15 protein-coding genes and 1 pseudogene are annotated in these 17,999 nt (G+C 71.9%); 11 read left to right on the top strand and 5 right to left on the bottom strand.

Annotated elements, in window-relative coordinates:
• Window positions 1–18: 18 nt before the first annotated feature.
• The 3 genes from J2S43_RS03340 to J2S43_RS03350 all read right to left on the bottom strand — a co-directional run bounded on the left by J2S43_RS03340 (window position 19) and on the right by J2S43_RS03350 (window position 1,635).
• Window positions 19–243 carry a hypothetical protein gene (locus J2S43_RS03340; RefSeq protein WP_306827063.1) on the bottom strand — a complete coding sequence of 75 codons (225 nt, stop codon included), beginning with the start codon at window positions 241–243 and terminating at the stop codon, window positions 19–21.
• An 88-nt stretch (window positions 244–331) separates the two neighbouring features.
• Entirely contained in the window at window positions 332–874 is a 543-nt protein-coding gene (mug, locus tag J2S43_RS03345; protein WP_306827064.1) for a G/U mismatch-specific DNA glycosylase, read from the bottom strand.
• Window positions 874–1,635: an SDR family oxidoreductase gene (locus J2S43_RS03350; RefSeq protein WP_306827065.1), complete on the bottom strand. Its 762-nt coding sequence runs from the start codon at window positions 1,633–1,635 to the stop codon at window positions 874–876. Before J2S43_RS03350 ends, mug begins: the two co-directional genes overlap by 1 nt.
• An 82-nt stretch (window positions 1,636–1,717) precedes the next feature.
• Between J2S43_RS03350 and J2S43_RS03355 the strand changes: the two genes are divergently transcribed.
• From J2S43_RS03355 to J2S43_RS03400, 10 genes are all read left to right on the top strand, one after another.
• Window positions 1,718–2,290, top strand: a complete 573-nt coding sequence (locus J2S43_RS03355; protein WP_306827066.1) for a TetR/AcrR family transcriptional regulator — start codon at window positions 1,718–1,720, stop codon at window positions 2,288–2,290.
• Window positions 2,291–2,350: 60 nt separating this feature from the next.
• Window positions 2,351–3,283, top strand: coding sequence for a TIGR04222 domain-containing membrane protein (locus J2S43_RS03360; protein WP_306827067.1), 933 nt, complete (start codon window positions 2,351–2,353; stop codon window positions 3,281–3,283).
• A complete protein-coding gene (locus J2S43_RS03365) occupies window positions 3,280–4,104 on the top strand; it encodes an MbnB/TglH/ChrH family RiPP precursor modification enzyme (protein ID WP_306827068.1) in 825 nt (274 codons plus the stop codon). The genes J2S43_RS03360 and J2S43_RS03365 overlap by 4 nt, the downstream gene beginning before the upstream one ends.
• 11 nt (window positions 4,105–4,115) lie before the next feature.
• On the top strand, window positions 4,116–4,544 hold the full coding sequence (locus J2S43_RS03370) for an SCO6045 C-terminal-like domain-containing protein (RefSeq protein WP_306827069.1): 429 nt from the start codon (window positions 4,116–4,118) through the stop codon (window positions 4,542–4,544).
• 75 nt (window positions 4,545–4,619) lie between these two features.
• On the top strand, window positions 4,620–5,282 hold the full coding sequence (locus J2S43_RS03375) for an HAD family hydrolase (RefSeq protein WP_306827070.1): 663 nt from the start codon (window positions 4,620–4,622) through the stop codon (window positions 5,280–5,282).
• A gap of 171 nt (window positions 5,283–5,453) precedes the next feature.
• The gene (locus J2S43_RS03380; protein WP_306827071.1) at window positions 5,454–6,359 is read left to right on the top strand and encodes a serine protein kinase RIO; all 906 of its coding nucleotides are present in this window, start codon (window positions 5,454–5,456) and stop codon (window positions 6,357–6,359) included.
• Between the two features lie 9 nt (window positions 6,360–6,368).
• Window positions 6,369–6,614 (top strand): DUF2630 family protein, encoded by a 246-nt coding sequence (locus tag J2S43_RS03385; RefSeq protein WP_306827072.1) that lies wholly within the window; start codon window positions 6,369–6,371, stop codon window positions 6,612–6,614.
• A gap of 82 nt (window positions 6,615–6,696) precedes the next feature.
• Window positions 6,697–7,365, top strand: coding sequence for a hypothetical protein (locus J2S43_RS03390; protein ID WP_306827073.1), 669 nt, complete (start codon window positions 6,697–6,699; stop codon window positions 7,363–7,365).
• A complete protein-coding gene (locus tag J2S43_RS03395; RefSeq protein WP_306827074.1) occupies window positions 7,362–8,231 on the top strand; it encodes a hypothetical protein in 870 nt (289 codons plus the stop codon). Before J2S43_RS03390 ends, J2S43_RS03395 begins: the two co-directional genes overlap by 4 nt.
• A 4-nt stretch (window positions 8,232–8,235) precedes the next feature.
• A complete protein-coding gene (locus J2S43_RS03400; protein ID WP_306827075.1) occupies window positions 8,236–8,712 on the top strand; it encodes a hypothetical protein in 477 nt (158 codons plus the stop codon).
• Window positions 8,713–8,977: 265 nt separating this feature from the next.
• Here the strand turns inward: J2S43_RS03400 and J2S43_RS03405 are convergent, their stop codons facing one another.
• Window positions 8,978–11,752, bottom strand: coding sequence for an aconitate hydratase (locus J2S43_RS03405; protein ID WP_306827076.1), 2,775 nt, complete (start codon window positions 11,750–11,752; stop codon window positions 8,978–8,980).
• Window positions 11,753–11,978: 226 nt separating this feature from the next.
• Window positions 11,979–12,368 (bottom strand): DUF6841 family protein, encoded by a 390-nt coding sequence (locus J2S43_RS03410; protein ID WP_306827077.1) that lies wholly within the window; start codon window positions 12,366–12,368, stop codon window positions 11,979–11,981.
• A 207-nt stretch (window positions 12,369–12,575) separates the two neighbouring features.
• On the opposite strand from J2S43_RS03410, the pseudogene pulA reads away from it, so the two are divergent.
• A pseudogene (gene pulA / locus J2S43_RS03415) lies at window positions 12,576–17,993 on the top strand (pullulanase-type alpha-1,6-glucosidase).
• The last annotated feature ends 6 nt before the right edge of the window (window positions 17,994–17,999 follow it).

Genomic DNA, 17,999 nt, shown 5'->3' on the forward strand with positions numbered 1-17,999 from the left:
TATAGCTGGGTTTGCCAGTCACGCGTAGGTGTCGAGCCGCCCTGTCGCCACGGCCGTGGCGGCCACCTGCTGCTGAAGCTGCGCGATCTGCTGCTGGTCCTTCGCCACCGCCGCCCGGTCCGCCGCCAGCGTCTTCTCGTCCGCCTGCGCCGCCTTGTCCTTGGCCAGCTGCTGCTGATCCTTCCGCAGCTGCGCCTGCGCCGTGCTCAGTTCCGTCGACGACGACACCCCGTTGACGCTCATGCCACCCGTCCTTTCGCTGTTTCCCTTCGTGCACCCCTACGATCGGCCGCCCCCGGCTCGGCCTTCGCCGAGAAACTTCAGGGTTACCTCAGAATCGCGCCTCCGTGTGGAGACGGGTGAATTCGGTGATCAGGCGGGGGAGTTGGTAGGAGGCGTTGAGGCCGCTGGGGTTGGGGAGGATCCAGAGGCGGGCGGTGCCGATCGTGTCGGGCTGGGGGCCGATGGTGGCCTTGGGGCGGGCGAAGGCGGAGCGGTAGGCGCCGATGCCGAGCACCGCGAGCCAGGCGGGGCGGAACTCGGTGACCTTCGCGGTCAGCGCGCCGCCGCCCGCGGTCAGCTCGGCCGGGGACAGCTCGTCGGCGCGGGCCGAGGCGCGCGGGACCATGTTGGTGATTCCCAGGCCGTACCCCGGCAGCTGGTCCTGCTCTGCGGGTCTGAGCAGCCTGGGCGTGAAGCCGGCGCCGTGCAGGGCCGGCCAGAAGCGGTTGCCGGGCCGTGCGAAGTGGTGGCCGGTCACGGCGGAGTAGAGACCCGGGTTGATGCCGCAGAACAGCACGCGCAGGCCGGGCGCGATCACGTCCGGGATGATCCGGTCGGCCGCGGCCTCAAGCTCCGCCCTGGTGAAGGCCATCAGAGGGTACGGATGGCGCCGCCGTCGACCGGCAGCGCCACCCCGTTGAGGAAGCTCGCGGCGGGGGAGAGCGCGAACGCGGCGACGCGGCCGAACTCCGCCGGGTCCCCGATGCGGCGCAGCGGGATCGCCCGCCGGTAGCCCGCGGCGGCCGCCTCGGCGTCGCCCGTCTCCTCCATCAGCTCGCGCAGCCGGTCGGTGAGGAAGCGGCCGGGCAGCAGGCTGAGCACCCGGATGCCGCGCGGGCCCAGCTCGTCGGCCAGTTCCTTGGCGACCATGGACAGGCCGGGCCGCAGCCCGTTGGAGATGCCGAGGCCGCTGAGCGGCGACTTCGACGAGTTGGACGCCACCAGCGCGATCGCGCCACCGTCGGAGAGCTCAGCGGCGATCGTGCGGGCCGCGCGCACCGCGCCGAGGAACACGGTCTCGAACGCGGACCGCCACTGCTCGTCCGTGGCCTCCAGCGAGGAGACCGGCGGCGGGCCGCCCACGGAGATCAGCGCGCCGTCGATCCGGCCGAACCGGGACCGTGCCGCGTCCACCAAGCTCCGCGCGGCGCCCGGATCGCCGAGATCGGCGGCCACGCCGTGGGCGTGCGCCTCGCCACCCAGCCGGGCGACGGCACCGGCGACCGCGTCCGCGTCGCGCGCGGAGATCACCACGCGGGCGCCGTCCGCGACGAGCGCGGCCGCGGTGGCGAAGCCGAGGCCGCGGGAGGCGCCGGTGAGCACGTACACGCGTCCGTCCAGACCCAGATCCATGCCGATGATCCTACGCCCGGCCGAGTTACAAGCCGTACGTACGGATTGCAGAATTACTGCGCAGCGTGACACGATCGTCGGCGTGCCAAGGGTAAGCCAGGACCAGCTCGACGCGCGCCGCCAGGAGATTCTCTCGGCCGCGCGCGCCTGCTTCGCCCGGCACGGATACGAGGGCGCCACGGTCCGTCGCCTGGAGGAGGCCACCGGGCTGTCCCGGGGCGCGATCTTCCACCACTTCCGGGACAAGGACTCGCTCTTCCTCGCGGTGGCGGAGGACGACGCGGCCGCCATGGTGACCACGGTCGCGGAGAACGGCCTGGTCCAGGTCATGCGCGACCTGCTGGCCCGCGCGCAGTCGCCGGACACGGCCGGCTGGCTGGGCAGCCAGCTGGAGGTCTCGCGGCGGCTGCGCACCGACCCGGACTTCGCGTCCAGGTGGGCGCAGCGGCAGGCCGCGATCGAGGAGGCCACCCGCACCCGGCTCGGCCGGCTGCGCGAGGCCGGCAAGCTGCGCGACGACGTGCCGCTGGACGTGCTGGCCGAGTTCCTGGAGCTGGCCTACGACGGGCTGGTGCTGCACCTCGCGATGGGCCGCCCGGCCGGTTCGCTGAGCCGCGTGCTCGACGTGGTGGAGGAAGCGGTCCGGCGGAGCTGACCTGTGTGTCGGCCCGTTCCGGGGAGTCCCGGGCTGGCAGGCGTGCCGCACAATGACGGCATGATCGCGCTATCGGCATCGGGCGACACCTGGGGGATCCCGGGTCCGACCTTCCTCGCGGTGTACCTCGGTGCGGCCGCCGTCGCCCTCGTCATCGTCCTGGTCCGCCGCCACAAGATGGCGGGCGGCACGCACGTCCCCGGCACCGACCACCTGAGTTCGCAGCAGGCGGCGTACCTCACCGGGGGCCCCGATCTCGCCGTCTACTCCGCGGTCGCGTCGCTGCGCGGCGCCGGCCTGATCGCCGGCGCGCCGGGCCGCCGGGTCGTGCAGACCGCGCCGCTGCCGGAGGGCGTGCCCCCGCTGGACACGGCCTTCTACCACGCGCTGCAGCGCAACCAGACCGTGCGCAGCGCGAAGAACGACCCGGCCGTGCAGAACGAGCTGGACCGGCTCCGCACCGACCTGGAGCGATTCGGCCTGGCGCTCAGCGACGACGACCGCCGGGCGTACCGCAACTCCACGCTGCTGCTCGGCGCGCTGGCCCTGCTCGGCGTGGTGCGCATCGCGTTCGGCCTGATCAACGGCGCGCCGGTCTGGTACCTGTTCCTGATCGTGCTGGCGCTCGGCATCACCGCGGTGGTGCTGCGCTCGCGCACGCCGTGGATGACCCGGACCGGGAAGACCGCGCTCGCCGGGATGCGCCAGCGCTACCAGTACCTGTCGCCGGCGCAGTCGCCGGCCTGGGCCACCTACGGCGCGACCGGCGTCGCGATGGGCGTGGCGCTCTGGGGCACCGCGTCGTTCTACACGTTCGACCCGGCGTTCGCGGCCGATTCGGAGATCGAGCGGCAGGCCGAGGCCGCCACCACCGGCGGTGGCGGCTGGTCCGGCGACGGCGGCTCGTCCTGGTCCGGTGGCTCGGACGGCGGCGGTGGCGGCTCCGACGGCGGCGGTGGTGGCGGCTGCGGCGGCGGAGGCTGTGGCGGATGACCTCGCCGTTCTACGGGGTGGGGATCGGGTGGCGTCCGGAGATCTCCGGTTTCGTCGGTGAGCTGCCCGGTCTCCGCTTCACCGAGGTGATCGCGGAGACCGTGCCGGCCACCGGCCCGCTCCCGCCCGGCCTGGCCCGGCTGCGGGAGCGCGGCGTGACCGTTATCCCGCACGGCGTCCGGCTGTCGCTGGGCGGCGCCGCGCCGGTCGAGCCGGAGCGCGTCGCGCAGTTCGCGGCCGCGGCCGAGGCGCTGGACGCGCCGCTGGTCAGCGAGCACATCGCGTTCGTCCGGGCCGGGGGCGTGGAGGCCGGGCATCTGCTGCCGCTGCCGCGCACCCGGGAGGCGGTGGACGCGGTGGTGGCGAACGTCCGGCGGGTGCGCGCGGCCGTGTCCGTGCCGATCGCGCTGGAACCGATCGCGGCGATCTTCGACTGGCCGGACGAGGAGCTGACCGAGGCGCAGTTCATCAGCGAGATCGTCGAGCGGTCGGACGCGATGCTGCTGCTGGACGTCGCGAACGTCTACGCGAACGCGCGCAACCGGGGCACCGACCCGGTGGCGGTGCTGGACGGGCTGCCGCTGGAGCGGATCGCGTACTGCCACGTGGCCGGCGGCGACGATGTGGACGGCATCTACCACGACACACACACGGCCGCGACGCCGCAGCCGGTGCTGGACCTGATCACCGAGCTGACCGCGCGCTGCCGGCCGCCCGCGCTGATGCTGGAGCGGGACGGCCACTACCCGCCGGCCGCGGAGCTGACCGCGGAGCTGACCGCGATCGCGGCCGCGGCGGGTTATCCCGACCCGACGCGATGAGCGAGCCCGAAGTGTCAGTCAGCCTGGCGGCCGGGCAGGAGGCGCTGGTGGCGGCGCTGACCGGCGGCGCGCCGGTCCCGGCCGGCTTCGACGCGCGGCTGGTCGGCGTGGCCCGGCAGGCGCTGCTGCGCAAGCGGGGCGGCGTGGTGGCCCGGCACTGGCCGATGCTGGCCGCCGGACATGGCGCCGAGTGGATCACAGTGTTCGCGGAGTGGGCGGACGGGCGGCCCACCAACGGCTCGCTGCGCGACGGCTGGGACTTCGCGCGGGCCCGTGGCGTGCGCGGAGCCGGCGCCGAGGAGGAACTGGCCCGGCGCGAGGCGGCGTGGGTCTACGACGGCGTGCACGAGCCCCGGCCGCGCCGGATGCCGGCGCTTCGGCGTACCCCCGGGATGGTCTTCGTGCAGTTCGGCGGGCGGATCTTCAGCCGTCGCCGGTAGCCGGGACTTGCTTTATACGTCTTGTTTACATGGTGGGACTGGTCGGCTCCCAGAAAGCTCAACTAGTGTGCGCGAGTGCCCCTCATGTTGCTGGCGCTCGACAACACCCTCCTCGACCGGGAGGCGGCGTTCCGTGCCTGGGGTGCGAAGTTCCTCGCCGAGATCGGCGCGCCCGGGGAAGACCTGGAGTGGCTGGTCTCGATCGACGCGGACGGACTGACCTCACGGTGGGACCTGGCCGACGCGATCAAGGCGAGATATCACCTGCGGGCCTCCGCCGTGGACCTGGTCGACGAGCTGGACCTCGGTCTGGTGGAACACACCCGGCTGGACCCGCTGGTGGCGTGCGCGCTGCGGATCGCGGACGACGCGGGCTGGATGCCGGTGGTGGTGAGCAACGGCCCGGCGTACCGGCAGGAGAGCATCATCCGCCGCACCGGCCTCGACAACTACGTGGCGGACTGGGTGATCTCCGAGGCCGCCGGCGTCAGTAAGCCGAACCCCCGGATCTTTACGCTCGCGGCCGAGCGGGTGCGCATGCAGATGCGCGGTGCCTGGATCGTCGGCGACAGCCCGGAGGCGGACATCGGCGCGGCCGCGGCGATGGGCCTGCCCAGCGTGTGGCTGCATCGGGGGCGACGGTGGATGGAGTCGCGCTTCGAGCCGACCACCTCGGCCGGGTCGCTGATCCAGGGACTGTCCGCGGTGCTGGCCGGCGGGCGGATGGTTCACCCGTAAATCGCTTGCGTGGCCCGGCCGGGCCCGCGATAGTGGTCGCGCGACGTCGTTCGCGTGCGGCGGGGCGCGTTTCAGCGCCCGGCGAGAGAAGGAGGAGGTGCGAGGAATGGCTGTCATGGTCACGAGCTTCGCCATGCCTTTCTTCCTTTTCTCGTCCGAGGAGACGCTGAAGTGTTCGACAGTTCCCGTCCGCGTGGCCGTCGCAAGTTCGACGACGACGAGCCGCACGATCTGAAGTTCCGCGGCGCCCGCCGGCAGGCGGTCGCCGAGGCCGACGTCCCCGACACCGGCGACCGCTGGTCCACCTGGGAGGCGGCCGATCACGGCCCCGAGCCGATCCCCGAGTGGGTGGTCACCGAGCACGCCGCGGTCGACGACGAGCTCGGCATCCTGAAGACCGGAAAAGAAGCCGACGTCCATCTGGTACGCCGCGGTGTCCCCGGCACGGACCGGTCCGTGCTGCTCGCCGTCAAGCGCTACCGGGACGCCGACCACCGCCTGTTCCACCGCGACGCCGGCTACCTGGAGGGCCGCCGGGTGCGGCGGTCCCGCGAGATGCGCGCGATGGAGAACCGCACCTCGTTCGGCCGGCAGATGATCGCCGGGCAGTGGGCGGCCGCGGAGTTCGCCGCGCTGTCCCGGCTCTGGCACATCGGCCGGACCATGGGCGGCATCCACGTGCCGTACCCGGTGCAGCTGCTCGGCACCGAGCTGATGCTGGAGTTCCTCGGCGACGCCGACGGCCAGGCCGCGCCGCGACTGGCACAGGCCCGGCCGGACGGCGAGCATCTGCTGGACCTGTGGCGGCAGATGGTGGAGGCGCTGACCGTGCTGGCCCGGTGCGGGCTCGCGCACGGCGACCTCTCGCCCTACAACATCCTGGTGCACGAGGGGCGGCTGGTCCTGATCGACCTGCCGCAGATCGTGGACGTGATCGCAAACCCGCAGGGCCGGGACTTCCTGTCCCGGGACGTGCGGGTGGTCGCGGCCTGGTTCGCCTCTCGCGGCCTGCCCGCGGAGCTGGCCGATCCGGAGCCTTTGATCACCACGCTGCTCGCCGAGGCGAACCTGCGGTAGGAATAACGCATGGAAGACACGACGATTCTGAGCCAGATCAACAACCTGGTGGACGAGGAGCACAAGCTCCGCCAGCAGCTCGCCGAGGGTGAGATCTCCGCCGCCGAGGAGCACGACCGCCTGCGCGCGGTCGAGGAGTCCCTCGACCAGTGCTGGGACCTGCTGCGCCGCCGCCGGGCCGCCCGCGAGTTCGGCCAGGACGCGGATGCGCAGCAGGCGCACTCCAAGCAGGAGGTCGAGAACTACCTGCAGTGAAGCCGCTGATCCAGGCGCCGTCGCCCGGCGCCTGGATCACGGCCGGTACAGTCGGTGCCGTTCACGGGCGGCGGAGGAAGCTGTGGCGAGGAATCCCGGCGGTGGCGGCGGCACCCCACGCGGGCCGAACGACCCACCGGACGGCGGTGACGGCAACGGCCGAAGCCGCGGCCCCGGCGGTGGCGGCAGCAGATCCATCGACGCGGCCCAGGCCGAGACCCACGCGGAAGCGGTGGCCGGCCGCCCCGGGCAGTCCGGGCAGCCGGCTCCGGACCGGGCCACCACTCCGGACGCGGCGAGCGACCCGCCATGGCCGGTGGCGGACGGGGTGCGAGGACTGCCGGGCGGAGTCACCGAGCTGCAGCCGCCGCACGACCGGCACTCGATCGGCGGAGCCAAGACCGGCGAGATCAAGGCGGACAACACGGTTTACCTGCGTGGGTACGAGGGCGCAGCCCGGGAGGACGTCCGGGGCATCGCGGAGGGCCGGTCGACGTGGAACGAGAAGACCGGGCTGTACACGATCAACGGGCGTACGTACCGCATCGAGGACACCGGCCGCGCCTTCCCCGTCGAGGGCGTCGGCATGGAGAAGCTGGACCGCAACGAGTACGCGGCCCTTCAACAGTGGGTTCGCGCCGAGGGTGACCTGTCGAGGGCGCCACAGCTCTCGCACGCCCCGCGGTTCGTGAACAACCCCGAGCTGGTAGACAAGGCCAAGCAGATCTATGACGGGACCTGGAATCCGTGACGTACAACCTGCTGATCGTCGGGGAACCGGATCACGCCGCCCTCGCCACCGCGCTGGCTGAGCTGCTCGGGGTGCCACCCACCGGCGTGGACATCGCCGATGAGGACGCCGAGGAGCGGGACTGGGCCGCGCCGGTCCTGGTGACGACGTCGCCGCGCACCGGCGACGCGCGGGAGGCACTCGACATCTACCTGGCGGAGTCCTTCGCCGCACCGTCCGAACGCGAGACGGCGGTCGGGCTCGCCCGTGCGCTGCGGACTCCCGTGCTCTATCCGGCGGAGGAGGATCTGCCCAGCGCGTTCTGGGTGGCGACGCCGACCGGCAGCCGGATCCGGGCGCGTCTCGACGCGGAGGACGGCGGCGAGACGCCGGCCGTCCGGGTCGGCGCGGTGGAGTACCCGGTCGTCGCGCTCCCCGGCGCGCAGGTCCGGCCGCTGCCGGACGTGATCCGCACGCACGTCATGCCCTCGCCGATCGCGGACCGGATCGGTGAGCGGCTCGGCGCGGACAGCGACGACCGGATGTGGCACGCCGTCAACCGGCTGGCCGCCTGGGAGGCGCTGGTCGCCCGGATCGAGTTCGGCTGGCCGCCGGACGGCTGGTACCCGGCCGACTACTACCGAGGCGACCTGGAGACCCGCGACCGCCTGGCGGTCTCCGTGGCCGAGGCGCCACCGGGCCCCCGGGCCGTGCTGGCCGGCGCGCTGTCCGGCATCGACGACGCCTTCCGCCGCCTTACCCACGACGACGGCGGCGCCGCGCTCGCGGCCGAGTCGGGCGGGGCCGCCGTGGACGCTCCACCGGACCACTGGTGGTGGCGCCACGTCCCACGCCCGCTCCCCTGGGACCGCCAGCCCGGCCGCTGAGCCCGTGTTCACCGTGATGATCGCCGGCGGGCTGGTGCCGCAGCGGGTCGCCGAGGCCTTGGCGGCGCTGCTCGGCCTGCCGGCCGACGCGGCGGACGTCGTCGCGGAGGGCGTTGCCGAGCGTGACTGGGATGCGGCGGTCCTCGGCACCTACAGCCCGCTCGCCGGGGACGTGAACTGGAGCCTTCAGGTCGACTTCGGACTCGCGGTCGCCGAGCCTCCGTCGGAGCCGGAGACCGCGGCTTTTCTCGCGCGGCGTCTCCGGACGGTCGTGGTCTTCCCGTGGACGGAGGTGCGCCCGGGCGTGTACTGGCTGGCCGGCCCGGACGGCCGGCACACCCGGGCCAGGGTCGACGACGTCGAGGAGTACACCGATCCGCCGGTCTACTGTATCGAGGCGGTGGAGTCTCCGGTCTCCGCGCTGCCCGGCGTGCGCGTCGAGGCGATGCCCGAGGACTGGACCGGGTCGCCCGGCCGCTGAGCGGAGCCGGACGGTGGGGACGGACGCCGTCCGCGAGCGATGGGCCCGGGCGGCCAGCGGCGGGAATGGCAGGGAGCCCTGTCGCTGCCCCGGCCACCCACCCCTGAGGGGAGTGAACGCTCTGCTCATGCGGCCGAGCGGTGCCCGCGGGAGCACTGGAACGTGGGCACGCCGGAAGCGGGGGAGCCGGTTCTGCGGTTCTGGTCCGGAAAGGCGTCGGGCGGCCGCCCCGGAGGACGGCCGCCCGACGGCGGTGGTGCGAGGGTCAGCTGGCGATCATCTTGCGGAGGACGTACTGCAGGATGCCGCCGTGGCGGTAGTAGTCGGCCTCGCCGGGGGTGTCGATGCGGACGACCGCGTCGAACTCGATGCCGGTGTCGGTGGTGACCTTGACGGTGCGCGGCGTGCTGCCGTCGTTGAGCGCGGTGACGCCGGTGACGGTGAACGTCTCGGAGCCGGTGAGCTCGAGCGACTCGGCGGTCTCGCCCTGCGGGAACTGCAGCGGGAGCACGCCCATGCCGATCAGGTTCGAGCGGTGGATGCGCTCGTAGGACTCGGCGATGACCGCGCGGACGCCGAGGAGCATGGTGCCCTTGGCGGCCCAGTCGCGGGACGAGCCGGAGCCGTACTCCTTGCCGGCCAGGATGACCAGCGGGACGTTCTCGGCGGCGTAGGCCACGGAGGCGTCGTAGATCGTGGTCTGCTCGCCGGTCAGGTGGTTGAGCGTGAAGCCACCCTCGACGCCCGGCACCAGCTGGTTGCGGAGCCGGATGTTGGCGAACGTGCCACGGATCATGACCTCGTGGTTGCCGCGGCGGGAGCCGTACGAGTTGAACTCGTGCCGGGCCACGCCGTGCTCCGCCAGGTACTTACCCGCGGGGGAGTCCGGCTTGATCGAGCTGGCCGGGGAGATGTGGTCGGTGGTGACCGAGTCGCCCAGCTTGGCCAGCACGCGCGCGCCGGAGATGTCGTTCACCGGGCTCGGCTCCGCCCGCATGCCCTCGAAGTACGGGGGCTTGCGGACGTAGGTCGAGTCGTCGGACCACTCGAACGTCTTGCCGGTCGGCGTGGGCAGCGACTGCCACTGCTCGTCGCCCGCGAAGACGTCGGAGTACGCGGCGGAGAAGCCCTCCGCGCCGATCGCCTGCGCGATGGTCTCGTCGATCTCCTGCGCGGACGGCCAGATGTCGTTCAGGTAGACCGGCTTGCCGTCCGAGCCCGTGCCGAGCGGCTCGGTGGTGATGTCGATGTCCATCGAGCCGGCCAGCGCGTACGCGACGACCAGCGGCGGGGACGCCAGGTAGTTCATCTTGACGTCCGGGTTGATCCGGCCCTCGAAGTTGCGGTTGCCGGAGAGCACGCTGACCGCGGTCAGGTCGGCCTCGTTGACCGCGGCGGAGATCTCCTCGGGCAGCGGGCCGGAGTTGCCGATGCAGGTGGTGCAGCCGTAGCCGACCAGGTTGAAGCCGAGCTTGTCCAGGTACGGCGTGAGGCCGGAACGGTCGTAGTAGTCGGAGACGACCTTGGAGCCGGGCGCGAGCGTCGTCTTGACCCACGGCTTGCGGGTCAGGCCGCGCTCGACCGCCTTCTTCGCCAGCAGCGCCGCACCGATCATCACCTGCGGGTTCGAGGTGTTGGTGCAGGACGTGATGGCGGCGATGACGACCGCGCCGTGGTCCAGCTCGTATTCCACGCCATCCTCGCCGACGACCCGGGTCGGCTTGGAGACCCGGCCGGTGGCGCCGTCGGCCGCGCTGAACACGTGCGGCTTGTCGGCCTCGGCGTCACCGGTGTTGGCCGGCGGGTCGCTGGCCGGGAACGACTCGGCGCTCGCCTCGTCCGCGGGACCATCGATGCCCTGCACGTAGTTGCCGAGCGCGTCGCGGAACATCTGCTTCGCCGCGTTCAGCGGTACGCGGTCCTGCGGGCGCTTCGGGCCGGCCAGCGACGGGACGATCGTGGAGAGGTCCAGCTCCAGCTTCTCGCTGTAGTCCGGCTCCGCGGCCGGGTCGAGCCAGAGGCCCTGCTCCTTCGCGTACGCCTCGACCAGCGCGACCTGCGCCTCGGTGCGGCCGGTCATCTTCAGGTAGTCGATCGTCTGCTCGTCGATCGGGAAGATCGCGACGGTCGAGCCGTACTCCGGCGACATGTTGCCGATGGTGGCGCGGTTCGCCAGCGGCACCGCGGAGACGCCCGGGCCGTAGAACTCGACGAACTTGCTGACCACGCCGTGCTTGCGCAGCATCTCGGTGATGGTCAGCACCAGGTCGGTGGCGGTGGTGCCGGCCGGGGCCTCGCCGAACAGTTTGAAGCCGACCACGCGCGGAATGAGCATGGAGACCGGCTGCCCGAGCATCGCGGCCTCGGCCTCGATGCCGCCGACGCCCCAGCCCAGCACGCCCAGGCCGTTGACCATGGTGGTGTGCGAGTCGGTGCCGACGACCGTGTCCGGGTACGCCTGGCCGTTGCGCTCCATGATCGTACGCGCGAGGTATTCGATGTTGACCTGGTGCACGATGCCGGTGCCCGGCGGGACGACCTTGAACTCGTTGAACGCGGTCTGACCCCAGCGGAGGAACTGGTAGCGCTCGCGGTTGCGCTGGTATTCGAGCTCCACGTTGCGCTGGAACGCGTCCGCGCGGCCGAACAGGTCGGCGATGACCGAGTGGTCGATGACCAGCTCGGCCGGGGCCAGCGGGTTGACCTTGGTCGGGTCGCCGCCGAGGTCCTTGACCGCCTCGCGCATGGTGGCCAGGTCGACGACGCAGGGCACGCCGGTGAAGTCCTGCATCAGCACGCGGGCCGGCGTGAACTGGATCTCCACGCTCGGGTCCGCGTTCTGGTCCCACCCGCCCAGCGCGCGGATGTGGTCGGCGGTGATGTTCGCGCCGTCCTCCGTGCGGAGCAGGTTCTCCAGCAGGATCTTCAGGCTGTACGGCAGGCGGTCGTGACCTTCCACCTTGTTGATCTTGAAAATCTCGTAGCTCGCGTCGCCGACGCGCAGCTCGCTCTTCGCACCGAAGGTGTCGAGGCTCGCCACGTCGTACTCCTTCCCGCTGTCCCTGCGGTCCCTCGGCCCCCGGGGCCACTCGCCGCTCGGCGTGCTGGCTCCCGGAAAACGGGCTGACCGTGAGTAGTCCTCAAACAGTCTTTCGTACGTGTTACCCGTTCGTGTCGGTTAGGTAGGGCTAAGTCGCGGGCTCTACAAAACCGTACGTCCGTCTTGCTAGAAGCATACAGGGTGCCGGTCGCGGTGGGGCGTGGCCTCAGCCGGTCGAGATGACCGTGCAGATCTCCGGGCCGTGCGCGGTGGCCCGGAGCAGATAGCGAAAACTCTGGCCCGGCACGGCCGCGCCGTGGCTGTCCAGGAACTCCCAGTCGACCGCCACCATCGACAGCCCTTCCGCGAGGCGCTGCACGTCGCGGATCTGCGCGTGCGCGGCGACCAGCTCGCGTTCCAGGTATGACGGGGCGGCGCCGAGGAAACTCAGCGCGACCGCGGTCGGCGAGGCGAAGGTGAAGCTGTACGAGCCGGAGACCACCATGCCCGGCAGGGCGTAGCAACCGGCGATCCCGGTGAGGTCACCGGCGGTCAGCGCGGCGCCATAGCGGTCGAAGAAGTCACTCAGCGTGTCCAGATCAGTCGTGGCGCTCACCTCTGCAGAGTTTCCTGCCAGCAAGGTCCGCAAACCGCGCCGACACACCGATCACGGGCAGTGGAACGCAGGTGGTGCGGCTCTGCTTGCGCAAGAGTTGCGGATCTTTTGCAGGGTCTTGCATCGACTTTCATCACGGGATAACGTGCGGCAACACGCTGGTGAGGAAGGTCGTCGATGGATATCGTGGCGCTCCCGTACCCCCTGATGGTCGTGAAAAGGCTGGTCGCGGCGCTGGCCGTGGCCGTGGTGCTGCCGCTCGGCGCGGTCGCGCTCGCACCCCTGCCGGCCTCCGGCGCGGTGACCTGGGACATCGAGCCGTCGAGTGTCGCGCTGGCCGGGCGGAAGGCGCCGGAGCGGGAGGCGGAGCAGTTCTACTTCGTGTTGCCGGACCGGTTCGCGAACGGGGACCGGCGCAACGACCGGGGTGGGCTGAGCGGGGATCGGCTGAGCACCGGGCACGACCCGGCGGACAAGGGGTTCTATCACGGCGGTGACGTGCAGGGCGTGATCGACCGGCTGGACTACATCGAGGGGCTCGGGACGACCGCGATCTGGCTGGCGCCGGTGTTCAAGAACTAGCCGGTGCAGGGAGCGGGTGCGGACGTCAGCGCGGGCTACCACGGCTACTGGATCACGGACTTCACCCGGCTGGACCCGCACTTCGGCTCGAACGAGGACATGAAGAGGCTGGTCAAGGCCGCACACAAGCGGGGCATCAAGATCTACCTTGACATCATCACCAATCACACGGCAGACGTGATCGCCTACGCGGAGAACGAGTACGGCTACGTCTCGAAGGCGGCGTCGCCCTACGTCGACGCGGCCGGGAAACCGTTCGAGGACCGCAACCACGCGGACGGCACGCGGCCGTTCCCGCGCGTGAACGCGGACGCGGGACCGTACACGCCGGTGTTCCGCAAGCCGTCGGACGCGACCGTGAAGGTGCCGCGCTGGCTGAACGATCCGGCGATGTACCACAACCGGGGCGATTCGACGTTCACCGGCGAGAACAGCGAGTACGGCGACTTCTTCGGGCTGGACGACCTGTGGACCGAGCGGCCGGAGGTGGTCGACGGGATGACGCGGATCTACGCGGACTGGATTCGGGAGCTGGGCATCGACGGCTACCGGATGGACACGGTCAAGCACGTCAACATGGACTTCTGGCCCCGCTTCAGCCGGGGGATCGCGCAGGCGGCCGAGAAATCCGGAAAACCGGACTTCTTCATGTTCGGCGAGGTCTACAGCGCTGACCCGGAGATCACCTCGGGGTACGTGCGGCGCGGCGGCCTCCCGGCCACGCTCGACTTCCCGTTCCAGGCCGCGGCACAGGCGTTCGTCACCGGCACCGGGACGCCGCGGGGGCTCGCGGACGTCTACGCGGCGGACGGCCTCTACACCGCGCGGGACACGGACGCGGGCCGCCTGCCGACGTTCCTCGGCAACCACGACATGGGCCGGATCGGGTCGTTCATCGCGGCCGGTGGCGGCCCTGATCAAGAACAGCTGAGGAAGGCCCAGCTCGCGCACGAACTCATGTTCCTCACCCGCGGGCAGCCGGTGATCTACTCCGGGGACGAGCAGGGCTTCACCGGGCCCGGCGGGGACCGGGACGCGCGGCAGGACATGTTCGCCAGCCGCACGCCGGACTACCTGGACGACGACCTGATCGGCACCGCGCGCACGCACGCGACCGGCAACTACGACACCCGGCACCCGATCTACCGGACCATCGCGGCGCTGGGCGCGCTGCGCGAGCGCTACCCGGCGCTGGCCGACGGCACCCAGACGACCCGGGCCGCGTCCGGCGCGCCCGGCGTGTTCGCGGCGTCCCGGCTGCTGGCGGACGAGCGGGTCGAGCACCTGATCGCGGTCAACAACGCGGCCACCGCGCAGACCGTCACGATCGACACGTTCTCGCCGGGCACCCGGTTCGCGCCGATCTACGGCGGTTCCGCGGCGGCGACCTCCGGCGCGGACCTGCGGGTGACGATCACGGTGCCGGCGATGTCCGCGATGGCGTGGCGGGCCGCCTCGGCCGTTCCCGGGCCGTCGGCGCGGCCCGGCCTGAGCCTCAGCGCCTCCGACGACACCGTCGAGGCGACCGTGCGCGGCGGCGATCCGTCCGCGACCGTCACGTTCGCGGCGAAGCGGCCGGGCGGGCGGTGGGAGCTGCTCGGGACCGCGACGCGTGCGCCGTACCGGGTCCACCACGACCCGCAGGGGTTGCCCGCGAACGCCTCGATCGCATACAAGGCAGTGGTGGAAGACAGCAAGGGGCGAACCGCCTCAGCCACCGCGACCGCGACCGTCGAGACACCGCCGCAGGCGCCGAGCCGGGACTGGCTCGTCGTGCACTACCAACGCCCGGCCGGGGACTACGACGGCTGGAGCCTGTATCCGTGGGGCGACATCGACCCGGCGTGGGCGACGACCTGGCCGGCCGGGCAGCCGTTCGCGGGCGAGGACGCCTACGGCCGGTTCGCCTGGGTGAAGCTCAAGCCGGGCGCGCAGACCGTCGGCTTCCTGGTCGTCGACCCGTCCGGGACGAAGGATCCGGCCGTGGACCGGACCGTGGACGTGACCGCGACCGGCGAGGTGTGGGTCAGGTCGGGCGACGCCACGACATATCCGACGAGGCAGGCGGCGACCGGGGAACCGGACCCGGCGCAGGACCCGGACACCGCGATCGTCCACTATCGACGGCCGGCCGGTGGCTACGACGGCTGGGGGCTGCACGTCTGGGACGGCGCGGCGACGCCGACCGACTGGAACGCGCCGCTGATGCCGGCGCGGCAGGACGCCTACGGCGCGGTCTTCGAGGTGCCGCTCGCGGCCGGGGCGGCCGGGCTGAACTACGTGCTGCATCGGGGTGACGTGAAGGATCTGCCGGAGGACCAGCGGCTCGACTTCGCGGCGGCGGGGCGGGAGGTGTGGCTGCAGGCGGGCGTCGCCGGGCGGCTGCTGCCCGGCAGCACCACCACGGTGAGCCCGGACGTGGACCTGACCACGGCGGAGGCGCAGTGGCTGGACCGGTCCACGGTCGCGTGGGCACGGCTGGCCACGCCCACGTTCGGCGAGGGCCGGCCGGCGGACGGGAAGGCCCATGCGCTGGCCTGGTCGCCGGACGGCGGGATCGGTGTGGCGAACGGCGAGCTGACCGGGGACTACGACACCGTGCCGCTGAGCGCGCGGCGCAACGGGCTCACCGAGGCGCAGCGGCAGCGGTTCCCGCACCTGTGGGCCTACGGCGCGCTGGAGGTGCCGGGCGGCGCGCGGGTCAAGGACATCCTGCGCGGGCAGGTGGTCGTCACCGAGCGCGACCACACCGGCAGACTGCTGGCGGCCACGGCGGTGCAGATCCCGGGCGTGCTGGACGACGTCTATCCCGACGCGGTCAAGGCCTCCCTGGGGCCGGTGTTCGGAGACGACGGCCGGCCGTCCGTGTCGGTCTGGGCGCCGACCGCGCGGACCGTGCGGCTGCAACTCTTCGACTCGCCGGCGTCCACACCCTCCACCGTGGACATGCTGCGGGACGACGCGACGGGCGTGTGGTCGGCGCGGGGCGAGACGGGGAAGTTCTACCGGTTCGAGGTGACCGCGTGGCAGCCGGCCGTGCGGAAGGTGGTGACCGCGTCGGTCACCGACCCGTACTCGGTGGCGCTCGCGGCGGACTCCACGCACAGCCGGTTCGCCGACCTCGACGATCCGGCGCTCGCCCCGGAGGGCTGGTCCAGCCTGGCGAAACCGGCCGCGGTGCCCGCGGAGAAGATCCAGATCCAGGAGCTGTCGGTACGGGACTTCAGCATCGCGGACACGACCGTGCCCTCCGCCGCGCGGGGGACATATCGGGCGTTCGAGTCCTCGCAGTCCGCGGGCGCGACGCATCTGCGGGAGCTGGCCGCGGCCGGCGTGACACACGTACACCTGCTGCCCGCCTTTGATTTTGCGACGATTCCGGAGCGGCGCGCGGACCAGGCGCAGCCGGACTGCGACCTGGCGTCGCTGCCGCCGGACTCGGATCGGCAGCAGGCGTGCATCGCGGCGGTGGCCGACCGGGACGGCTACAACTGGGGCTACGACCCGCTGCACTACACGGTGCCGGAGGGCGGCTACGCGGTCGATCCGTCCGCGCGGACACGCGAGTTCCGGTCGATGGTGTCCGCGCTCAACCGGGACGGGCTGCGGGTGGTGCTGGACGTGGTCTACAACCACACGGCCGCGCACGGCGTGGACCCGCACTCGGTGCTCGACCAGATCGTGCCCGGCTACTACCACCGGCTGCTCGCGGACGGGACCGTGGCCGACTCGACCTGCTGCTCGAACACCGCACCGGAACACGCGATGATGGGCAAGCTGGTGGTCGACTCGATGGTGACGTGGGCCCGGGCTTACAAAGTGGACGGCTTCCGCTTCGACCTGATGGGACACCACCCCAAGGCCAACATCATGGCGGTACGGGCGGCGCTGGACGCGCTTTCTCCGGAGCGCGACGGGGTCGACGGTTCGCAGATCTACCTCTACGGCGAGGGATGGAACTTCGGCGAGGTGGCCGGGGACGCGCGGTTCGTGCAGGCGACCCAGGCGAACATGGCCGGGACCGGCGTGGGCACGTTCAACGACCGGCTGCGGGACGCGGTGCGGGGCGGCGGGCCGTTCGACGCGAATCCGCGGGTGCAGGGGTTCGGGTCGGGCCTGTTCACCGACCCCAACGGCGACCCGGTCAACGGCACGCCCGACGAGCAGCGGGCCGCGTTGCTGCTGCGCCAGGACCAGATCAAGGTCGGCCTGTCCGGGAACCTGGCGTCATACCGGTTCGTCGCGTCGTCGACCGGTGCCTCGCAGACCGGCGCGGAGATCCCCTACAACGGGTCGCCGACCGGCTATACGGCGGCGCCGGGTGAGGCGATCACGTATGTGGACGCGCACGACAACGAGATCCTCTACGACGCGCTCGCGTTCAAGCTGCCGCGGTCGACGACGGCGGCGGACCGGGCCCGGATGCAGACGCTGAGCCTGGCCACGACCGTGCTCGGGCAGGGCGCCGGGTTCGTGACCGCGGGCTCGGAGCGGCTGCGGTCGAAGTCGCTCGATCGCAACTCGTTCAACTCGGGCGACTGGTTCAACGAGATCTCCTGGGACTGCGCGGCCGGGAACGGCTTCGGGCGAGGGCTGCCACCGGCGGCGGACAACGCGGACAAGTGGGACTACGCGCGACCACTGCTGGCCGACCCGGCGCTGGTGCCGGGCTGCGACGCGATCAACCTGTCGGACGCGCGCTACCGCGAGCTGCTGGAGATCCGGCGTTCATCACCGCTGTTCTCGCTGGGCACGGCCGCGGCGGTGCAGGAGCACCTGTCGTTCCCGCTCTCCGGCGCCGCGGAGACACCCGGCGTGATCACCATGCTGCTGACGTCCGGCAGCCAGTCGGTGACGGTCGTCTTCAACGCCACTCCGGAGCCGGCGACCCAGACGGTCTCATCGCTGACCGGCACGTCCACCGCACTGCACCCGATCCTGCGCAACTCGGCCGACGAATCCTTGCGTGACGCCGCGTTCGACACCTCGACCGGCACCTTCACCGTCCCGCCTCGCAGCGTCACGGTCTTCGTGCAGTCCTGACGCCTC

Source organism: Catenuloplanes nepalensis (assembly GCF_030811575.1).
GTDB lineage: Bacteria > Actinomycetota > Actinomycetes > Mycobacteriales > Micromonosporaceae > Catenuloplanes > Catenuloplanes nepalensis.